The following is a 16,774-nucleotide window of genomic DNA, read 5'->3' as shown; positions in this document are numbered from 1 at the left end:
TAGCCGCCATGGCGGCACCCTCACCTGATTCTTTTTCTGATACTGCGGAGCAGCCTGTGATTGATTTACGAAGTGATACTGTGACCCGGCCTGGTGCTGAGATGTTACGTAAGATGATTGCCGCCCCCACCGGCGATGATGTCTATGGTGACGATCCTACGGTCAATGCTCTGCAGGAAAAAGCGGCCGCGTTGAGTGGCAAACAGGCCGCTCTGTTTTTCCCTTCCGGTACTCAGGCTAACCTGGTGGCATTGCTCAGCCATTGTCAGCGTGGCGATGAATATATTGCCGGTCAGCTTGCCCACAACTATAAATATGAAGCAGGTGGTGCTGCGGTACTGGGCAGTATTCAGCCTCAGCCGGTCATGGCACTGGATGACGGTACCCTGCCGTTAGAGGAAATTCGTAAGGTTATCAAACCCCGCGATATTCATTTTGCCCGCACCCGGCTTATCAGCATCGAAAATACACATCATGGAAAAGTGCTGCCATTGCCCTATCTGAAAGAGGTGTTTGATTTTTCACGCCAGCACCAGTTGGGGCTGCATGTCGATGGAGCTCGTATTTTCAATGCAGCGGTTGCCTGCGGTCAGCCTCTGGAGGCACTAAGCCGTTATTGCGACAGCCTGTCGATTTGTTTATCTAAAGGGCTGGCCACTCCGGTAGGTTCTTTGTTGTGTGGCAGCCGTGAATTTATTGATGAAGCCAATCGCTGGCGGAAAATGACAGGGGGCGGAATGCGCCAGGCAGGAATTCTGGCCGCTGCCGGAATTTATGCGCTGGACCATAACGTTGAACGTCTGGCAGAAGACCACGAAAATGCCCGCTGGCTGGCACAGGAGTTAGCGGAGCTTGGTGTTGATGTAGAATGTCAGCATACGAATATGTTGTTTATTCGCCTGGCAGAAAAACAGGTTGCCCCGCTGCAACAGTGGATGGATCAGCACAATATCCGTATCAGCTTCTCAACGCGGACCCGGTTGGTTACTCATATTGATGCTGACCGCCATGCATTGCAGCAAGTCATCAGTGTCTGGAAAGCCTTTTTACAGCAATAATCTTTCGGCTTGCCGCCGCGTTAGTGCGGTGAGCCATACTTTTCCAGTAATGCCCGGGCAATAGCCTCGGTTTGCACATCGGCTTTGCCGCTGACCAGCCACGGTCTGAAATGCATCTGAAAAGCTTTAATTACTGTTTGCTGTTGTGGTTCAGACTCTGAGTCGTCAAAACCGTATCCGTACTGACGCAACAGCCCCATCAGAACAGTCGGATTTGAGGCTTGCAGAGGTGGCCGGCCGGCTATCAGGGATGCCACCGTTTGTGGGTCAGGCCATGCTCCCAGCCCTTCCTGTGCCAGAGTCTGCCACGGGAAACATGGGCCCGGGTCCTGCTTTCGCAATGGTGCAATGTCGCTGTGGCCAACAATATTCTGCGGGCGAATGTGATAACGGGTGACGATATCCCGCAGTAATTTTGTGAGTACCGCAATTTGCCTGGCGGGGTAAACATCACAACGATAACCATAGGACGTACGATAATATCCCCGGTTCACCAGTTCTATACCGACCGAAATGTTATTCAGATGAGTGACTCCCTGCCAGCTACTCTGCCCCGCATGCCATGCCACCTGAGATTCAGGAACCAGCTGTTCAATGTCTGCACGGCCGGCTGCGGGTTTTGTCGGATCAGGAATAAGATAATGAGCACTGACTTTCTCAGTGGTGAGAATATGCAATGAATCCGGATTATTTTCGGCGGTATAATGAATAACAATCATCTGCACCCGTGGTTCCTGACCACTGGCCTGGTGGTGATAATCCACCGAATAACCGGGATATTGTTTGATTCCGGGGGCCTGACAGCCGCTCAGCAGCATGGCCATTACCAGCCAACTTCGTTTCATTTTGTTTCCTGCCTCTGACTCCGGGGCCTGTTATATCTGACTACATCACGCACCACAACACATTCTGCTGCAGTTCTGACCACATAAGGCATTAAAATAATTTTCAGCCAGTGGAATTGCATAACTATGCTGGCAACGTTACTATCTGACCACTTTACCACTATTCAATTTTTGCGCATGAGTATTCAATTAAACGGGATTAACTGCTTTTACGGCGAACACCAGGCACTGTTCGACATTAGTCTGAATTGTCCCCGGGGTGAAACACTGGTACTGCTCGGTCCGAGTGGTGCAGGTAAAAGCTCGCTCCTGCGGGTACTCAATTTACTGGAAATGCCACGTTCCGGCGAACTCTCTATTGCCGGTAATCAGTTTAATTTCCGGAATAAACCTTCAGAAAATGATATCCGTGAACTTAGGCGCAATGTCGGAATTGTCTTTCAGCAGTATAATCTCTGGCCACATTTGACAGTAATGCAGAACCTGACAGAGGCCCCTTGCAGAGTGTTGGGTCTGAGTAAAGATGCTGCTGTCCAGCGTGCTAACGGCTTGCTTGAAAGGCTGAAACTCACTCCGTTTGCTAACCGTTTTCCGCTGCATCTGTCTGGCGGGCAGCAGCAACGTGTCGCGATTGCCAGAGCATTGATGATGGAACCCCAGGTATTGCTGTTTGATGAACCAACCGCTGCGCTGGACCCGGAGATTACCAGCCAGGTGGTTGATATCATCCGCGGGTTATCACGAACTAATATTACTCAGGTAATCGTTACTCATGAAGTGGAGGTTGCCCGCAAAACTGCCAGCCGCGTGGTATACATGGAAAACGGTCATATTATCGAACAGGGTGATGCCGGACATTTTAGTCAGCCGCAGACCCCTGAATTTGCACACTACCTGTCTCACTAACCGGATAATAACGATGAAAAAAATCATTTTAGCTGCCCTGCTGGCCGGTGCCAGCCTTAGTGCCTCTGCTGCCACTACACTGCATTTTGCTACCGAAGCCTCATATCCTCCGTTTGAATTTATCGGCGCGGATAACAAAATCCAGGGCTTCGACGTGGATCTTGCCAATGCCATCTGTAAAAAGATTGATGCTACCTGTGTATTCAGCAATCAGTCCTTTGACAGTTTGATCCCGGGACTGAAATTCCGCCGTTATGACGCTGTCATGGCGGGTATGGATATTACTCCTGATCGTGAAAAACAGGTGCTGTTCACTCAGGCTTATTATGACAACTCAGCATTGTTCATTGCTCAGAAAGGTAAGTTCACTGATATTGCGGCACTGAAGGGCTTGCGTGTTGGTGTTCAGAACGGGACCACTCACCAAAAATATCTGACTGATAAGCACCCTGAAATTACGATGGTGCCTTATGACAGCTACCAGAATGCCATGCTGGATCTGCAAAATGGCCGTCTGAATGCAGTGTTTGGAGATACTGCCGTCGTCAATGAATGGCTGAAGAAAGATCCTAAACTGGGAGCTGTAGGCAACAAAGTGACAGACAAAGATTACTTTGGTACCGGTCTGGGTATTGCTGTTCGCCAGGGCAACACAGCGCTGCAAAAATCTCTGAATGATGGCCTGACCGCGGTAAAAGCCGACGGTGAATATCAGACTATTTACCACAAATGGTTCCAGCAGTAATTTCTGATGATTGACTTATTTGCTATCGCAAGTGCCGCCGGGATGACCGTCGGCCTTGCCGTTTGTGCTCTGGTGATTGGCCTGCTGCTGGCAATGTTGTTTGCCGGCTGGGAGTCCCTGCGCTTTAAAGTACTGGCATGGCCCGGAACCCTGCTGGTGACAGTATTACGAGGATTACCTGAAATTCTGGTGGTACTTGGGATCTACTTTGGTGCTTCACAGGTACTTCTGACGCTGTCTGATGGTTTTGATATCTCGTTAGGATTCACCCGGTTTCATGTCCAGATGACTATCAGCGATTTCAATGTCAGCCCGTTTCTTTGCGGGGTCATTGCATTAGCATTGTTATATTCATCCTATGCTTCCCAGACGCTGCGCGGTGCATTGAAAGCGGTGCCCGGTGGCCAGTGGGAATCAGGGCAAGCCCTGGGAATGAAGAAATTCACCATTTTCCGTCGCCTGATTCTGCCACAAATGTGGCGCCATGCCCTGCCGGGGCTAGGAAATCAGTGGCTGGTACTGTTGAAAGATACTGCACTGGTGTCACTAATCAGTGTCAACGACCTGATGCTGCAAACCAAAAGTATTGCTATCCGCACCCAGCAGCCTTTTACATGGTATTTAATTGCCGCAGCGGTTTACCTGCTGGTGACCTTAGTCAGCCAGTTTATTTTACGGCGGGTGGAGCTTCGTGCTACCCGGTTTGAACAGGAGAATGCCTGATGGCTGAGTATTTTCCTCAGTTGCTGAAAGGCCTGCCTGTCAGCCTGTTTCTGACTCTGTCATCCATCGTGATTGCCCTGATTCTGGCCGTCATTTTTACGCTGATCCTGGCACTGAAAAAGCCACTGGCTGGCAGAGCGGTTAAAATATACATCACGCTGTTTACCGGCACTCCACTGCTGGTGCAGATCTTCCTGATTTATTACGGGCCGGGTCAGTTTCCACAGTTACAACACTATCCGCATTTATGGTCATTGCTCTCACAGCCGTGGTTATGCGCCATCGTAGCATTGTCGCTAAACAGCGCAGCCTATACCACCCAGCTATTCTATGGTGCGGTAAAAGCGATTGCCCCCGGACAATGGCAATCCTGTGCAGCTCTGGGGATGAGTAAAGGACAGACGCTGCGTATTTTATTGCCCTTCGCATTTAAACGCGCCCTCTCCGCTTATTCAAACGAAGTGATTTTGATTTTTAAGAGCACCTCTCTGGCTTACACCATTACCCTGATGGACGTGATGGGACAGGGCCAGCTGCTATTTGGCAGAAGCTATGACGTGACAGTATTTGTTGCGGCAGGGATTATTTATCTGTGTATCAACGGTCTGCTGACACTGTTATTACGTGGTGTGGAGCACTATGCACTACGTTTTGAACGCCGGAACTAACCAGTTGCGGGCAGAGTATCCTTCCCTGCCCGCGAAACTCACCCGGCACCCTGGTGACGGCTTCGCGGATAAACTGTAGCCGGAATGACCGGCTATCACGGTTTACGACGGAAGTAATGCCGGCTGCTGGCCGGCAGATAGAGCATCAGTAAAATCACCATATCCGGAATTTTCTGCAACAGCAGATGGTTACGCAACTGACTGATATCAGCCACATCCACCCCCTCAGCAATCTCCAGACCGTGCCAGCCAAATATTATTCCGGCTATCAGCAACACCAGACACTGGCAGGCGGTAAAAATACTCCTGCCACTACGGCGGCCTGACAACAATAGCCCGGCACTTAACAATTCAGTAATTAACAGAACCATCAGGACACTGAACAGCAATATATATCCCGGCAGACTACTAAGCTCTTCAAATACACCATCACGCGGTACACCTTCAGGCTGCTGAATGAACATCAGCAGATTAAACAACCGCGTTAAAATTATCGCCAGCACCGCGGTAATCACCGGTGCCGGTAAAGCATTTTGTGCCTTGTTCGGTCTCCCTGGCATCGGGTGCATCTCCTGTATGTTACTGCCCTTTCCGGTTCTGGCGGTCAGGAAGTCTCACGACGCGCGTTGTGGCCATCCCGAATCCGCTTTTTCTCTTCCTGAGCCATCAGCCGCCAGGCGATAAACCCGACCAGCCCCACAATAAATAATATTAACGATGCCAGTGCATTAATTTCCGGATTAACGCCGCGCCGCACTGCCGCAAAGATAGCCATTGGCAGGGTTGTCGCTCCGGGCCCCGTTACAAAGCTGGAAATCACCAAATCATCCAGTGACAGGGTAAATGCCAGTAACCAGCCGGTCACCACCGCTGGCAATATCATTGGCAGGGTAATGACAAAAAACACTTTAACAGGCCCCGCCCCCAGATCGAGTGCCGCCTCTTCGAAAGAGCGATCCAGCTCGCGTAACCGGGCATTAATCACTACTGACACATAAGCCGTACAGAAAGTAACATGTGCCATCCAGATAGTCAGCGCCCCTCTGTCAGCCGGCCAGCCAAATGCTTTTGCCATCGCCACAAATAATAGCAGTAACGATAGACCGGTGATCACATCCGGCATAACCAATGGTGCAGTCAGCATAAATGCAAAACTTTTATTACCGCGAAACCGGCCAAATCTGACAATAGTAAATGCTGCCAGCGTGCCCAGCACCACGGCCATACAGGCCGCCATTGCTGCAATCGATAAGCTAAGCACCACAGCATCTATCATGGCGCTGTCCTGGAACAACTGCCCGTACCAGCGGACAGAGAAATGGTCCCAGACAGTCACCAGCGCTGAGCTGTTAAACGAATAAACCACCAGCAACAACATCGGTGCATACAAAAACGTGAAACACAGCAGCAGAATAATAATCCGCCATGGCGAACGTGATACCGGTAATGCATTCATCGTTCAGCTCCCGATTGTTTATTTTGCTGCTTATGGAACCAGATAATAGGCAGTATCAGAATCAGTAATATAATCACTGCCAGTGCGGATGCGACCGGCCAGTCGTGGTTGTTGAAAAACTCCTGCCACAAAATCCGGCCAATCATGATGCTGTCCGGCCCTCCCAGCAGTTCAGGAATAACGTACTCACCCACCGCCGGAATAAATACCAGCATCGAACCGGCGATAATACCGCCGCGGGTTAGCGGAACAATAACGCTGAAAAATGTCCTTATCGGCCTCGCACCCAAATCCTGGGAGGCTTCAACCAGCGAGTAATCAATGCGCGTTAATGCGGTGTAAATTGGCAATACCATAAATGGCAGGTAGCAATAAACGATTCCGATATACACGGCGACATTGGTATACAAAATGACCAGTGGATGGTCGATGACTCCCAGCCACAACAGGAAACGGTTAAGAATACCGTTATTGTTTAACAGTCCCATCCAGGCATAAACTCTGACCAGGAAAGAGACCCATGATGGTAATACCACCAGTAATAACAGGATATTTCGGGTTGCCGGTTTACTATGGGCCACTGCCCAGGCCAAAGGATAAGCAATAAACAGGCAAATTACCGTTGAGATAGCCGCTGTCCTGAGTGATTGCAGATAAGCATCAAGATACAACGGGTCGTCGGTTAACTGTAGGTAGTTACCCAGATCCAGAACAAAACTCAGTTGAGAGTCTGCCCAGCTCAGCAGTTCTGTATACGGTGGAATAGCCCTGGCAATATCAGCAAAACTAATCTTCAGGACTATCAGAAACGGCAGTAAAAAAAACACCACCAGCCACAAGGCAGGAATAAGGATCACCAGCTTACGGCCATGTTTCATTTGCAAACGTTCTATAAGTCGGGGCATTATTTTATCCGCCACCAAAGGCTTGTCCTGTTCCGGACGAAACAGTTCAGTCATCACATCCTCCTCAGGCGGTTAAAACCACACAACTATCTGTTTCCCAGCACAAATTCACCTGGTCACCCCAAACCGGAGCACCAGCCCGGTAGCGGTTCGCATTCTGAAGCTGAGCGCTGAGCATCTGACCGCTGGCAAGGCGGACGTGATAAACGGATAAGTCCCCAAGATAGGCAATATGCACCACTTCACCACGGGCAATGTTGTAACCGTCCTCAGGTAAATCTGTACAAAGCATCACTTTCTCGGGACGCAATGCAACGCAGACAGGGACATTTTCAGCAACGGTCTCTGCACTATCAACTTTTAGCGGAAACTCGAGCCCCGGGCTGCTGATAATCATGCCGTCAGGCAGTTTTTCTGTCAGCACACCTTCAAACACATTCACTGAACCAATAAATTCAGCACTGTAACGGCTGGTCGGATGCTCATAGATATCTTCCGGTTCACCCAGCTGGATAAATTTACCGCGATTCATAATGGCAATTCGACCTGCCATCGTCATGGCTTCTTCCTGATCATGGGTTACCATGACACAGGTGGCCCCTACCCGTTCCAGGATATCCACAACTTCAAGCTGCATCCGATCCCGTAATTTTTTATCCAGTGCCCCCATCGGCTCATCAAGCAGTAACAGCCGTGGTCGTTTTGCCAGACTTCGGGCCAATGCCACCCGTTGCCGTTGTCCACCGGAGAGTTGGTGAGGTTTTCTTTTGGCATATTCCTGCATATGAACCAGCAGCAGCATTTCTTCAACCCGGGCAGCAATTTCGGCTTTAGGCAGCCTGTCCTGCTTCAGACCAAAGGCAATATTCTGTTCAACGGTCATATGAGGAAACAGAGCATAAGACTGGAACATCATATTCACCGGACGTTGGTAAGGCGGTACGCTGGAGAGGTCTTTGCCCTCCAGAATAATCTGCCCGTGGGTTGGCGTTTCAAAGCCTGCCAGCATTCTGAGTAAGGTTGATTTACCGCAGCCGGAAGCCCCAAGCAAAGCAAAAATCTCCCCTTTATAGATGGTCAGACTGACATCATCGACGGCATTTTGTCCGTCGAACGATTTGGTGAGATTACGTATTTCAAGTAACGGGGTAAGCGGCTTAGCCGTTTTAGGTTGCGGGCGAATATCATTAACCACGGCATATCTCCGGGACAGCAAAATCAGAACAATGAGTCAGTAAGCCTGGTATTTACCCAGCGCTTACTGACGTTTTTCATTACACAGCTAAATTACTGGCCGCTTTTCACCCGGGTCCAGGCACGGGTACGGACACGATCTAATTTAGGATCCTGTACTTTCAGGACAAAAAGTTTTTTCATCACATCCGGCGTCGGGAAAATCCCCGGATTATTACGGATATCTGCATTAATCAACGGCAATGAAGCTTTATTTCCGTTTGCGTAGTAAACACTGTTAGAGATATTGGCAATGACCTTAGGATCCATGATGTAGTTAAGCCATGCGTACGCTTCTTCAGTATTTTTGGCATCTTTCGGAATAGCCATCGTATCGAAGAAGGCCAGAGCACCTTGTTTAGGTATGCTGTAAGCCAGATGAACACCATTTTTTGCGGTATCAGCGCGATTTTTCGCCTGCAGTACATCCCCTGCCCAGCCGATAGCGACACAGATATTACCGTTGGCCAGATCATTGATATATTGAGAAGAATGGAAATAACGGATGCCTGGACGTAATTTGAGTAACAGATCGGTCGCAGCACCGGAATAATCTTTCGGATTGCTGCTGTTAGGATCTTTACCCAGATAGTTCAGTACTGTCGCAAAGATCTCTTCCGGTGCATCAAGGAACGACACACCACAACTCTGCAGTTTTTTCAGATTGTCAGGGTTAAGGACCAGATCCCAGCTATCTACCGGTGCATCCTTACCGAGGACCTGTCGTACTTTGTCGATATTGTAACCAATACCGGTCGTCGCCCACAGATAAGGAATGGCATATTTATTACCCGGATCATGCTGAGCAATTTTTGCCATCAGTTCCGGATCAAGGTTTTTATAGTTAGGTAATTTGCTCTTATCCAGCGGCTGGAATACCCCGGATTGCAACTGACGAGCCAGGAAACTGGAAGAAGGAACCACTACGTCATAGCCTGTGTTGCCGGCCATCAGTTTCCCTTCCAGAACTTCGTTCGAGTCAAACACATCGTAAACGACTTTAATGCCCGTCTGTTTTTCAAAATTAGCGACAGTGTCCGGAGCAATATAGTCCGACCAATTGTAAACATGTAAGACTTTTTGCTCTGCCACCGTGGTTGCAGAAATTGCCATCAGTGCCCCGGCAATAACTGCCGGTAACCATTTTTTACCCTGGCTGAACATATTTTCCTTCCTCCGACACCAAAAATGAAATAATCCGCTCAGGCGATGCAAGATTGACGCCATTTTCCTGACAACTTCAATAAAAACAATTTGTGTTGTTGTTTCGCCGAAGTAACAACAGAAACCCAAGGTTACACAAGGCTGTTGCAAGAATATAACTCCACACAGTTTTGTGCCATGCGAAGGCAGAAAAAACCAACTCAGTCGGCATCAGAAAGAAATATCAGAACATTATGTGGCATCAATGGATATTGATTAGAATAAATCGCCAGTACCGGTCAGATTAACCGAAATATATTAATGAGGAGTATTGGAGGAGAAGTGGACAAAACCACTGCTCCCCCGGCGGGGAGCAGCAGCGGGAATTAATGCAGAACAGCCTGCCGCAGCAGTGGTTGCGATGTATCGCTGTCATCAGCGACCACCAGCATATTGCTGGCAAAAGCTTCCATAATAATCATTGAAGCCTGGGCTTCACTTTGCTGCATAAAGTAAACGAACTGGGAACGGGTAATACCACATTCAATATTCAGAGACTGGCAGACTATCAGTTTCGGGATAGTTTCATCCTGAACATCCAGAAAGGCTTTGGCTGTCAGTGAACTGGCATTAATGTGGGACAATTCACCTGCCAGAGATAACAGAGCGGAAGGTCTGACTTCTGCCCTGGCAGTAAATAAAATGACATTGTCAGCGATATCCAGCTTTGCATCAAAAACCCCGTCAAAATTCTGCATCGCAGGTAAATGTAGTGCCTGGCAGCTGTCACATTCGAACCATTCGATATGTTGCTTATCCATCCATTCACACAGCGTTTGGGTTTCTGGTCTTACCAGTGTTTCCATTTTCGTATCCGGCTAAAGAACCAGCGCAATAGATTACGCATAAATGACAGTAAACACCATCGCATACGGCAAAAAGCACAACCCGTGCCACATAAACTGGCAGAACTTGTCACCAAATCAGCGGGATCGGATAATTTATAATCCGCAGAGTCACGCACCATCCTGATGCAAACCTCTGCACCAGAATGGTGTGACCGGACAATGCCGGGTGTTTTTTGTGCAACACCAAAAAACCGGCAAATAATTTTTGAAGGATAAGCAGATTAGCGGGTTGCCCAGCCTTGCTGATGCAGGAAATCTAACATGAACGGGCGGTTTTCTTTGATTATCATTCGTTGAATCATGTCACTCCAGCTTTCCTGGCGGCTGTTGGTGGCACGCTGCTGGTAATAGGCGAGAATATGCTGATCATATTCTTCCAGCGCCTGCGGATCGACAGGCTGATACTGATTCTCGTGCACCAGAAGTGAATGTGGGAGGCGAGGTTTCACTTCCGGTTTTGCTTCCGGCCAGCCAATGCACAACCCGAATAGTGGTAAAACAAAACGCGGCAGTTGCAGCAATTCACTCACTTCACGCGGGTTGTTTCGTAAACCGCCGATAAAAACACCACCCATTCCCAGTGATTCTGCAGCGACCATCGCATTTTGAGCCATCAAAGCCGTATCTACACAACCCAGTAATAACTGCTCGGCTAGCCCCAGTTCTGCTTGCGGGCAAATCTGCTGATGGCGATTGAAATCGGCACAAAACACCCAGAATTCAGCAGCCGCGCTGACCCAGGGTTGTTGTCCTGCCAGTTCGGCCAAACGATCACGCTTTTGACTATCGCTAATACGAATAATCGAACTGCATTGTAAAAAGCTGGAAGTAGAAGCAGATTGCGCCGCATTGAGAATGGCATGACACTGTTGTTCGGTAACCGGCTGTGGTTTGAAGGCCCGTACGGAACTATGATCGCAGAGTAAATCGATCGTTGGGGTCATTACTTTCTCCTCAATAAATAGGGTGACGGTCGTACTTATTTTGGCCCGGATAATTTCGGGAACATTGCTCTGAAGGTACGCCAGATGAGCAAAATAACCGCAGGCAAAATCAAAATTACGCCACAAAACAGGCTGACTTTGGCGAGTACATGGTGATTCGCTGCCGACGATAATTCAGTGCCACTGTTGAGCAATACCAATGCAATCAGGACGAAGAAAATACCAATAACTTCCAGAATAATCAGCCTGCGGGGTAATCGGGTACTATCCTGCATTCAGTTGGCTCCTCTTTTACCGATTGTGCGGACGACATAGTCTCAGACCGCTGATTGATAGTAGCATTCAGAATGACAGGTATTTCCTGCTTTTATTCATGCTGACTGACAGGCATGATACACAGACTTTATTGTATTGAAATCTGATATTACTTACTCAGGAGATCGCTATGTTTGCAGTGATTTTTGGTCGTCCCGGCTGCCCGTATTGTGTCCGCGCTAAAGACCTTGCAGAGAAATTAACCGAAGAACGCGATGATTTTAGCTATCGCTATGTCGATATTCATGCTGAAGGGATCACCAAAGCTGATCTGGAAAAAACTGTCGGTAAACCGGTAGAAACCGTACCGCAAATTTTCCTGGATGAACTGCACGTCGGCGGCTTTACCGACTTCGAAGCGTATGCAAAAGAAAATCTGGGTCTCTACCAGTAATGCTTCAGACAGGTGCATGGTTCCTGCCATGCACCTGGTGTCAGGTTGCCCATTCCCCCCCGCTGTCCGGCTCTGAAAATCCTTATCACTGATCATAGCCTGTCTTGGTAATTCCCTTTAGAATAGCCGCCTTTAATCTCAGCCCTCCCCGATCGGACGGATGCTGTCTTTCTCCCTGCTCTTACGGATAAGAAGTCAATTTGTGAACATTAATGTCGTTAACCTGCTCAGCGCCAATGACGTCCTGTTGCTGTTTGTGGTGCTTTCCCTTGGATTGTGTCTTGGAAAACTTCGTATCGGTAGCATTCAACTCGGTAGTTCCATCGGAGTATTGGTTATGTCGCTGCTACTCGGAGAGCAGCATTTTGCAATCAATACCAGTGCGCTAAGTCTCGGGTTCATGTTGTTTATCTTTTGTGTGGGAATTGAAGCCGGCCCTAATTTCTTTTCTATCTTTTTCCGGGACGGCAAGTATTACTTTATGCTTGCCTCAGTGATGGTCATCAGTGCATTACTGCTGGCCCTGGCTCTGGGTAAAGCATTCCACTGGGATATTGGACTGACAGCAGGCATGCTGGCCGGCTCAATGACATCGACGCCGGTGCTGGTTGGTGCCGGTGATACCCTTCGACAGAGTGTCAGCAACGGCGCACAGCTAAATGTAATGCAGGATCATCTGAGTCTTGGCTATGCGCTGACCTATTTGATAGGTCTGGTCAGTCTGATACTCGGAGCCCGTTACCTGCCCAGACTCCAGCATCAGGATCTCCCCACCAGTGCCCAGCAAATAGCCCGTGAGCGCGGGCTCGATGCCGACAGCCAGCGTAAAGTGTTTTTACCGGTGATCCGTGCCTATCGGGTTGGACCTGAGCTGGTTGAATGGAGTGATGGTAAAAACCTGCGTGAGCTGGGCATTTACCGGCAAACCGGTTGTTACATCGAACGAATCCGGCGTAACGGAATACTGGCCAGCCCCGACGGAGATGCAGTGCTGCAACAAGGAGATGATATTTCGCTGGTCGGTTATCCGGATGCGCATGCCAGACTCGACCCCAGTTTCAGACACGGCAAGGAAGTTTTCGACCGCGATTTGCTGGATATGCGTATTGTGACCGAAGAAATTGTGGTTAAAAATCACAATGCTATCAATAAGCGACTGGGTAAACTGCGTCTCACCGATCACGGCTGCTTCCTGAGCCGTGTAATACGTAACCAGATAGAAATGCCTATCGACGACAATATCATGCTGAATAAAGGCGATATTCTTCAGGTAAGTGGCGAAGCAAAACGAGTGAAAAGCATCGCCGACCAGATAGGTTTTGTCGCTATACATAGTCAGGTAACAGACCTGCTGGCGTTCTGCGCTTTTTTCGTTATTGGCCTGATGATAGGCATGGTCACTTTTCAGTTCAGTAACTTCAACGTTGGAGTAGGCAATGCAGCAGGATTGCTGTTTGCCGGGATTATGCTTGGTTTTTTACGCGCTAACCACCCTACGTTTGGCTATATCCCACAGGGGGCATTGACAATGGTCAAGGAGTTCGGTCTGATGGTCTTTATGGCTGGCGTCGGATTAAGTGCCGGTAGCGGGATAAACCATGGTCTGGGTAGTGCAGGACTGGCTATGCTGCTCTGCGGTTTGCTGGTCAGTCTGATCCCGGTAGTCATCGCCTATCTGTTCGGTGCCTATATTCTGAAGATGAACCGTGCCATGTTGTTTGGGGCTTTGATGGGAGCACGGACCTGCGCACCTGCCATGGAAATTATTACCGATACCGCGCGCAGCAGTATCCCGGCACTGGGTTACGCAGGAACTTATGCGATTGCCAATGTGCTTCTGACCCTGGCGGGGACGCTTATTGTGCTTATTTGGCCGCTTATTAGTTAAATTTTCATACCGAAGCGAACTTTCCCTGACTCTGGTCGTCATAACTTGTGCCACTGCTTTTCTTTAAAGTCCCCTGATGTTCGGGTCCCGCCAGTTTACTGGCGGTTTTTTTATTTCTGTGGTTCCTCAGTTTCTTCTCTGCAACGACATTTCGTGCCACTCATCGGTAAAAGCACATTAAAACAAGAAATAAGACCAGGATTATTTACTTTCTGTGACGTTGTTTTATGCTGTTAAGATTAACTTAATCACCAGACAGTAGGCTGAGGTTCTGATTTTAACTAATCCCCGACGCTGAACGTTGTAACATCGCGCCGATCGATGATAAGGACCGCATGAAATAATGGAAAACCTTAACCACATTCTGTTCCTGTGGATTAATGCCACCCCTGATTCACCTCACGCATTTATCGAACTTGCCCTGTTTTTTGCTAAAGACCTGATTGCAATTGTTCCGTTACTCATCGTTGCCCTGTGGTTATGGGGGCCGGACAGTCAGGTGCCCAGCCAGCGAGTACTGGTCCTGAAAACCGCTACAGCGTTGGTATACGCCCTGGCAATTGCCACTATCGTTGCGTTTCTTTATCCACATCCAAGACCGTTTGCTGTAGGTCTGGGCTATCAGTTCCTCAGCCATAGCGCTGATGGTTCCTACCCGAGTGATCATGGAACCACTATCTTCACCTTCGCGCTGGCATTTATCTGCTGGCACAGGGTCTGGTCAGGAATAATTTTACTGATTGCCGGAGTAGCCATTGCATGGTCCCGCGTCTATCTGGGGATTCACTGGCCAATGGATATGCTGGGTGGTTTTCTGGTTGGGATGCTTGGCTGTATTGCGTCACAATGCGGATGGGCGCTATATGGTGACCGCCTGCTAGCACTGGCCAGTACGGTATACCGTTTTATCTTCGGCCCACTGATTCGTAAAGGTTGGGTACACCATTAACAATGATAGCGGGCAAAGTTGAGACTTTGCCCGCTACGTTTTTAGCCAAACCACTTGTGGTATAAAGAACTCACCTGCAGGCTGATGTAATCCCAGATCCGACTAAAGAAGCCGCCCTGTTTGATATCCTCCAGCACGACCAGTTGTTTTTGCTCAATCACTTTCCCGTCCAGCTGGAAGTTAACGGTACCTACAACCTGACCTTTGGTCAGCGGAGCTTCCAGTGCCGGTGAATTCAGGGTATAGCCAGCTTTCAGATTGTTCACCTGGCCTTTCGGTACTGTCACTGCAGGGTTTTTAATCACCCCGAGATCGGCATATTTAGTATCACCGAACCAGACTCTCTGCTGCACAAACGGCTTATCAGATTTAATCGGAGAAACTGTTTCATAAAACTGAAAACCCCAGTTGAGTAACTTCTCGCTTTCTCTGAAACGAATCGCGTCGGTTTTTGCACCGAGCACTACCGAGATCAATCGCATATTACCTGAGGTGGCAGAAGCGACGAGGTTATTACCGGCCCCTGAGGTATATCCGGTTTTTATCCCATCAACATGTAAATCCGTACTCCAGAGTAAACGGTTACGGTTAGGCTGACGGATTTTATTGAAAGCAAATTCCTTTTCCTGATTCAGCGCATATTCATCCGGAACGTCACGGATAAGCGCCTGCCCAATCAGAGCCATATCCCGCGCAGTACTGTACTGCCCTGGCTCATCCAGACCATGCACTGTGGAGAAATGGGTATTTTGCAGACCCAGCTGCTTAACATAATTGTTCATCAGCTCAATAAAGGCACCCTGGCTACCCGCGACATAATCCGCCAGGGCAATACAGGCATCATTACCGGACTGAACCACAATACCTTTATTCAGGTCAGATACAGAAACCTGGTCTCCGGGCTTCAGGAACATCAGAGAAGAACCGCGTAACTGAGGATTACCTGTTGCCCAGGCATCCTGCCCAATCGAGACCATATCGGTGGATTTGATTTTCCCTGATTTTAACGCCTGCCCGATGACATAGCTGGTCATCATTTTAGTCAGGCTGGCAGGATCAAGCCGGTCATCCGCATGGGACTCCGCCAGAACTTTGCCACTGTTATAATCCATCAGGATCCAGGCTTTAGCATCTATTTGCGGCGCATTTGAAGGTTGGTCTGCCTGCACCAGGGTTGGAGATACCAGTAACAGAGCCACCATCACGGCACGATAACGGGGGGAGTGACATGTTTTTTGCATCATTAACAGTCCGTCCTTGTTTAAAAAAAGAGTATTCGCAAATGTGGTCCATCCACAGGATTTTGGCAACCGGAAACTTACTGTCATTGAACCAGCAAATACATTCGCCGGACTGAAGTCCCACCCTGCCGCAGAGCAGTTTCATCCGGACCAGACAGCACCGACAGATAATTTAATCTACTGATTTTGTTCCCGATACTATCAATAACATAAGCCAGAGGTGGTTGTATACTTTACCGGCAAGATTTGCACTGACCTGCCCGTTGTTTCCTGCTGGCCACGAGGTGAGCAGTTTAACTGCCTTTATTAGCTGTAGTAACGATAAAAAGGGTTATATTTCGCTGTGTTAACTATCCGCTTTGCAGGCCTTTACATAACAAGCGTCAATTCTGCCAGATTACTGTGTAATTTCCCCCAATCCTGGATTAAAATCGCGCGCTATTGCTGCACTTA

The 16,774-nt window shown here is 48.8% G+C and carries 18 protein-coding genes; 8 read left to right on the top strand and 10 right to left on the bottom strand.

Going from position 1 to position 16,774, the window contains the following annotated elements; genetic code table 11:
* Positions 1-56: 56 nt before the first annotated feature.
* The gene (gene ltaE, locus A7K98_RS06755) at positions 57-1,058 is read left to right on the top strand and encodes a low-specificity L-threonine aldolase (protein ID WP_087490397.1); all 1,002 of its coding nucleotides are present in this window, start codon (positions 57-59) and stop codon (positions 1,056-1,058) included.
* Between the two features lie 20 nt (positions 1,059-1,078).
* Here ltaE and A7K98_RS06750 read toward each other — a convergent pair whose 3' ends face one another.
* Entirely contained in the window at positions 1,079-1,903 is an 825-nt protein-coding gene (locus A7K98_RS06750) for an N-acetylmuramoyl-L-alanine amidase (protein ID WP_087487861.1), read from the bottom strand.
* Positions 1,904-2,080: 177 nt separating this feature from the next.
* Here A7K98_RS06750 and artP point away from each other — a divergent pair, with 177 nt between their 5' ends.
* Genes artP through artM form a run of 4 tightly spaced genes read left to right on the top strand, consistent with a single transcriptional unit; the run spans position 2,081 to position 4,945 of the window.
* Entirely contained in the window at positions 2,081-2,809 is a 729-nt protein-coding gene (gene artP / locus A7K98_RS06745; protein WP_087490396.1) for an arginine ABC transporter ATP-binding protein ArtP, read from the top strand.
* 13 nt (positions 2,810-2,822) lie between these two features.
* A complete protein-coding gene (gene artJ, locus A7K98_RS06740) occupies positions 2,823-3,554 on the top strand; it encodes an arginine ABC transporter substrate-binding protein (RefSeq protein ID WP_087487860.1) in 732 nt (243 codons plus the stop codon).
* A 6-nt stretch (positions 3,555-3,560) separates the two neighbouring features.
* A complete protein-coding gene (gene artQ, locus A7K98_RS06735) occupies positions 3,561-4,277 on the top strand; it encodes an arginine ABC transporter permease ArtQ (protein WP_087487859.1) in 717 nt (238 codons plus the stop codon).
* Positions 4,277-4,945 (top strand): arginine ABC transporter permease ArtM, encoded by a 669-nt coding sequence (gene artM, locus A7K98_RS06730; protein WP_087487858.1) that lies wholly within the window; start codon positions 4,277-4,279, stop codon positions 4,943-4,945. The genes artQ and artM overlap by 1 nt, the downstream gene beginning before the upstream one ends.
* A 95-nt stretch (positions 4,946-5,040) precedes the next feature.
* On the opposite strand, the gene A7K98_RS06725 is transcribed toward artM, so the two are convergent.
* The 8 genes from A7K98_RS06725 to A7K98_RS06690 all read right to left on the bottom strand — a co-directional run bounded on the left by A7K98_RS06725 (position 5,041) and on the right by A7K98_RS06690 (position 11,809).
* Positions 5,041-5,505, bottom strand: coding sequence for a YbjO family protein (locus A7K98_RS06725; RefSeq protein WP_087487857.1), 465 nt, complete (start codon positions 5,503-5,505; stop codon positions 5,041-5,043).
* Between the two features lie 44 nt (positions 5,506-5,549).
* Positions 5,550-6,401 (bottom strand): putrescine ABC transporter permease PotI, encoded by an 852-nt coding sequence (potI, locus tag A7K98_RS06720; RefSeq protein ID WP_087487856.1) that lies wholly within the window; start codon positions 6,399-6,401, stop codon positions 5,550-5,552.
* Positions 6,398-7,306, bottom strand: a complete 909-nt coding sequence (gene potH / locus A7K98_RS06715; RefSeq protein ID WP_198361166.1) for a putrescine ABC transporter permease PotH — start codon at positions 7,304-7,306, stop codon at positions 6,398-6,400. Before potH ends, potI begins: the two co-directional genes overlap by 4 nt.
* Before the next feature lie 64 nt (positions 7,307-7,370).
* Complete coding sequence (gene potG / locus A7K98_RS06710) at positions 7,371-8,501, bottom strand: putrescine ABC transporter ATP-binding subunit PotG (RefSeq protein WP_087487854.1); 1,131 nt, start codon at positions 8,499-8,501, stop codon at positions 7,371-7,373.
* A 92-nt stretch (positions 8,502-8,593) separates the two neighbouring features.
* On the bottom strand, positions 8,594-9,703 hold the full coding sequence (gene potF, locus A7K98_RS06705) for a spermidine/putrescine ABC transporter substrate-binding protein PotF (protein ID WP_087487853.1): 1,110 nt from the start codon (positions 9,701-9,703) through the stop codon (positions 8,594-8,596).
* A 365-nt stretch (positions 9,704-10,068) separates the two neighbouring features.
* A complete protein-coding gene (locus A7K98_RS06700; RefSeq protein WP_087487852.1) occupies positions 10,069-10,548 on the bottom strand; it encodes a YbjN domain-containing protein in 480 nt (159 codons plus the stop codon).
* A gap of 263 nt (positions 10,549-10,811) precedes the next feature.
* On the bottom strand, positions 10,812-11,534 hold the full coding sequence (gene nfsA, locus A7K98_RS06695) for an oxygen-insensitive NADPH nitroreductase (RefSeq protein WP_087487851.1): 723 nt from the start codon (positions 11,532-11,534) through the stop codon (positions 10,812-10,814).
* Positions 11,535-11,569: 35 nt separating this feature from the next.
* The gene (locus A7K98_RS06690) at positions 11,570-11,809 is read right to left on the bottom strand and encodes a DUF1418 family protein (protein WP_087487850.1); all 240 of its coding nucleotides are present in this window, start codon (positions 11,807-11,809) and stop codon (positions 11,570-11,572) included.
* Positions 11,810-11,979: 170 nt separating this feature from the next.
* Between A7K98_RS06690 and A7K98_RS06685 the strand changes: the two genes are divergently transcribed.
* From A7K98_RS06685 to ybjG, 3 genes are all read left to right on the top strand, one after another.
* Positions 11,980-12,243: a GrxA family glutaredoxin gene (locus A7K98_RS06685; protein ID WP_087487849.1), complete on the top strand. Its 264-nt coding sequence runs from the start codon at positions 11,980-11,982 to the stop codon at positions 12,241-12,243.
* A gap of 202 nt (positions 12,244-12,445) precedes the next feature.
* Complete coding sequence (locus tag A7K98_RS06680; protein WP_087487848.1) at positions 12,446-14,131, top strand: aspartate:alanine antiporter; 1,686 nt, start codon at positions 12,446-12,448, stop codon at positions 14,129-14,131.
* A 343-nt stretch (positions 14,132-14,474) separates the two neighbouring features.
* A complete protein-coding gene (ybjG, locus tag A7K98_RS06675) occupies positions 14,475-15,080 on the top strand; it encodes an undecaprenyl-diphosphate phosphatase (RefSeq protein ID WP_087487847.1) in 606 nt (201 codons plus the stop codon).
* Positions 15,081-15,121: 41 nt separating this feature from the next.
* On the opposite strand, the gene A7K98_RS06670 is transcribed toward ybjG, so the two are convergent.
* On the bottom strand, positions 15,122-16,321 hold the full coding sequence (locus A7K98_RS06670; protein WP_087490395.1) for a serine hydrolase: 1,200 nt from the start codon (positions 16,319-16,321) through the stop codon (positions 15,122-15,124).
* Positions 16,322-16,774: the final 453 nt, after the last annotated feature.

This window comes from Tatumella citrea (assembly GCF_002163585.1).
Lineage (GTDB): Bacteria > Pseudomonadota > Gammaproteobacteria > Enterobacterales > Enterobacteriaceae > Tatumella > Tatumella citrea.
This window is presented reverse-complemented; position numbering and strand designations above follow the sequence as displayed.

What these genes read in the sequence shown, in the direction of transcription:
- A7K98_RS06750 (WP_087487861.1), bottom strand. Translation starts at nt 1,903, where the DNA reads ATGAAACGAAGTTGGCTGGTAATGGCCATGCTGCTGAGCGGCTGTCAG.
- artP (WP_087490396.1), top strand. Translation starts at nt 2,081, where the DNA reads ATGAGTATTCAATTAAACGGGATTAACTGCTTTTACGGCGAACACCAG.
- artJ (WP_087487860.1), top strand. Translation starts at nt 2,823, where the DNA reads ATGAAAAAAATCATTTTAGCTGCCCTGCTGGCCGGTGCCAGCCTTAGT.
- artQ (WP_087487859.1), top strand. Translation starts at nt 3,561, where the DNA reads ATGATTGACTTATTTGCTATCGCAAGTGCCGCCGGGATGACCGTCGGC.
- artM (WP_087487858.1), top strand. Translation starts at nt 4,277, where the DNA reads ATGGCTGAGTATTTTCCTCAGTTGCTGAAAGGCCTGCCTGTCAGCCTG.
- A7K98_RS06725 (WP_087487857.1), bottom strand. Translation starts at nt 5,505, where the DNA reads ATGCCAGGGAGACCGAACAAGGCACAAAATGCTTTACCGGCACCGGTG.
- potI (WP_087487856.1), bottom strand. Translation starts at nt 6,401, where the DNA reads ATGAATGCATTACCGGTATCACGTTCGCCATGGCGGATTATTATTCTG.
- potH (WP_198361166.1), bottom strand. Translation starts at nt 7,306, where the DNA reads ATGCCCCGACTTATAGAACGTTTGCAAATGAAACATGGCCGTAAGCTG.
- potF (WP_087487853.1), bottom strand. Translation starts at nt 9,703, where the DNA reads ATGTTCAGCCAGGGTAAAAAATGGTTACCGGCAGTTATTGCCGGGGCA.
- A7K98_RS06700 (WP_087487852.1), bottom strand. Translation starts at nt 10,548, where the DNA reads ATGGAAACACTGGTAAGACCAGAAACCCAAACGCTGTGTGAATGGATG.
- nfsA (WP_087487851.1), bottom strand. Translation starts at nt 11,534, where the DNA reads ATGACCCCAACGATCGATTTACTCTGCGATCATAGTTCCGTACGGGCC.
- A7K98_RS06690 (WP_087487850.1), bottom strand. Translation starts at nt 11,809, where the DNA reads ATGCAGGATAGTACCCGATTACCCCGCAGGCTGATTATTCTGGAAGTT.
- A7K98_RS06685 (WP_087487849.1), top strand. Translation starts at nt 11,980, where the DNA reads ATGTTTGCAGTGATTTTTGGTCGTCCCGGCTGCCCGTATTGTGTCCGC.
- ybjG (WP_087487847.1), top strand. Translation starts at nt 14,475, where the DNA reads ATGGAAAACCTTAACCACATTCTGTTCCTGTGGATTAATGCCACCCCT.
- A7K98_RS06670 (WP_087490395.1), bottom strand. Translation starts at nt 16,321, where the DNA reads ATGCAAAAAACATGTCACTCCCCCCGTTATCGTGCCGTGATGGTGGCT.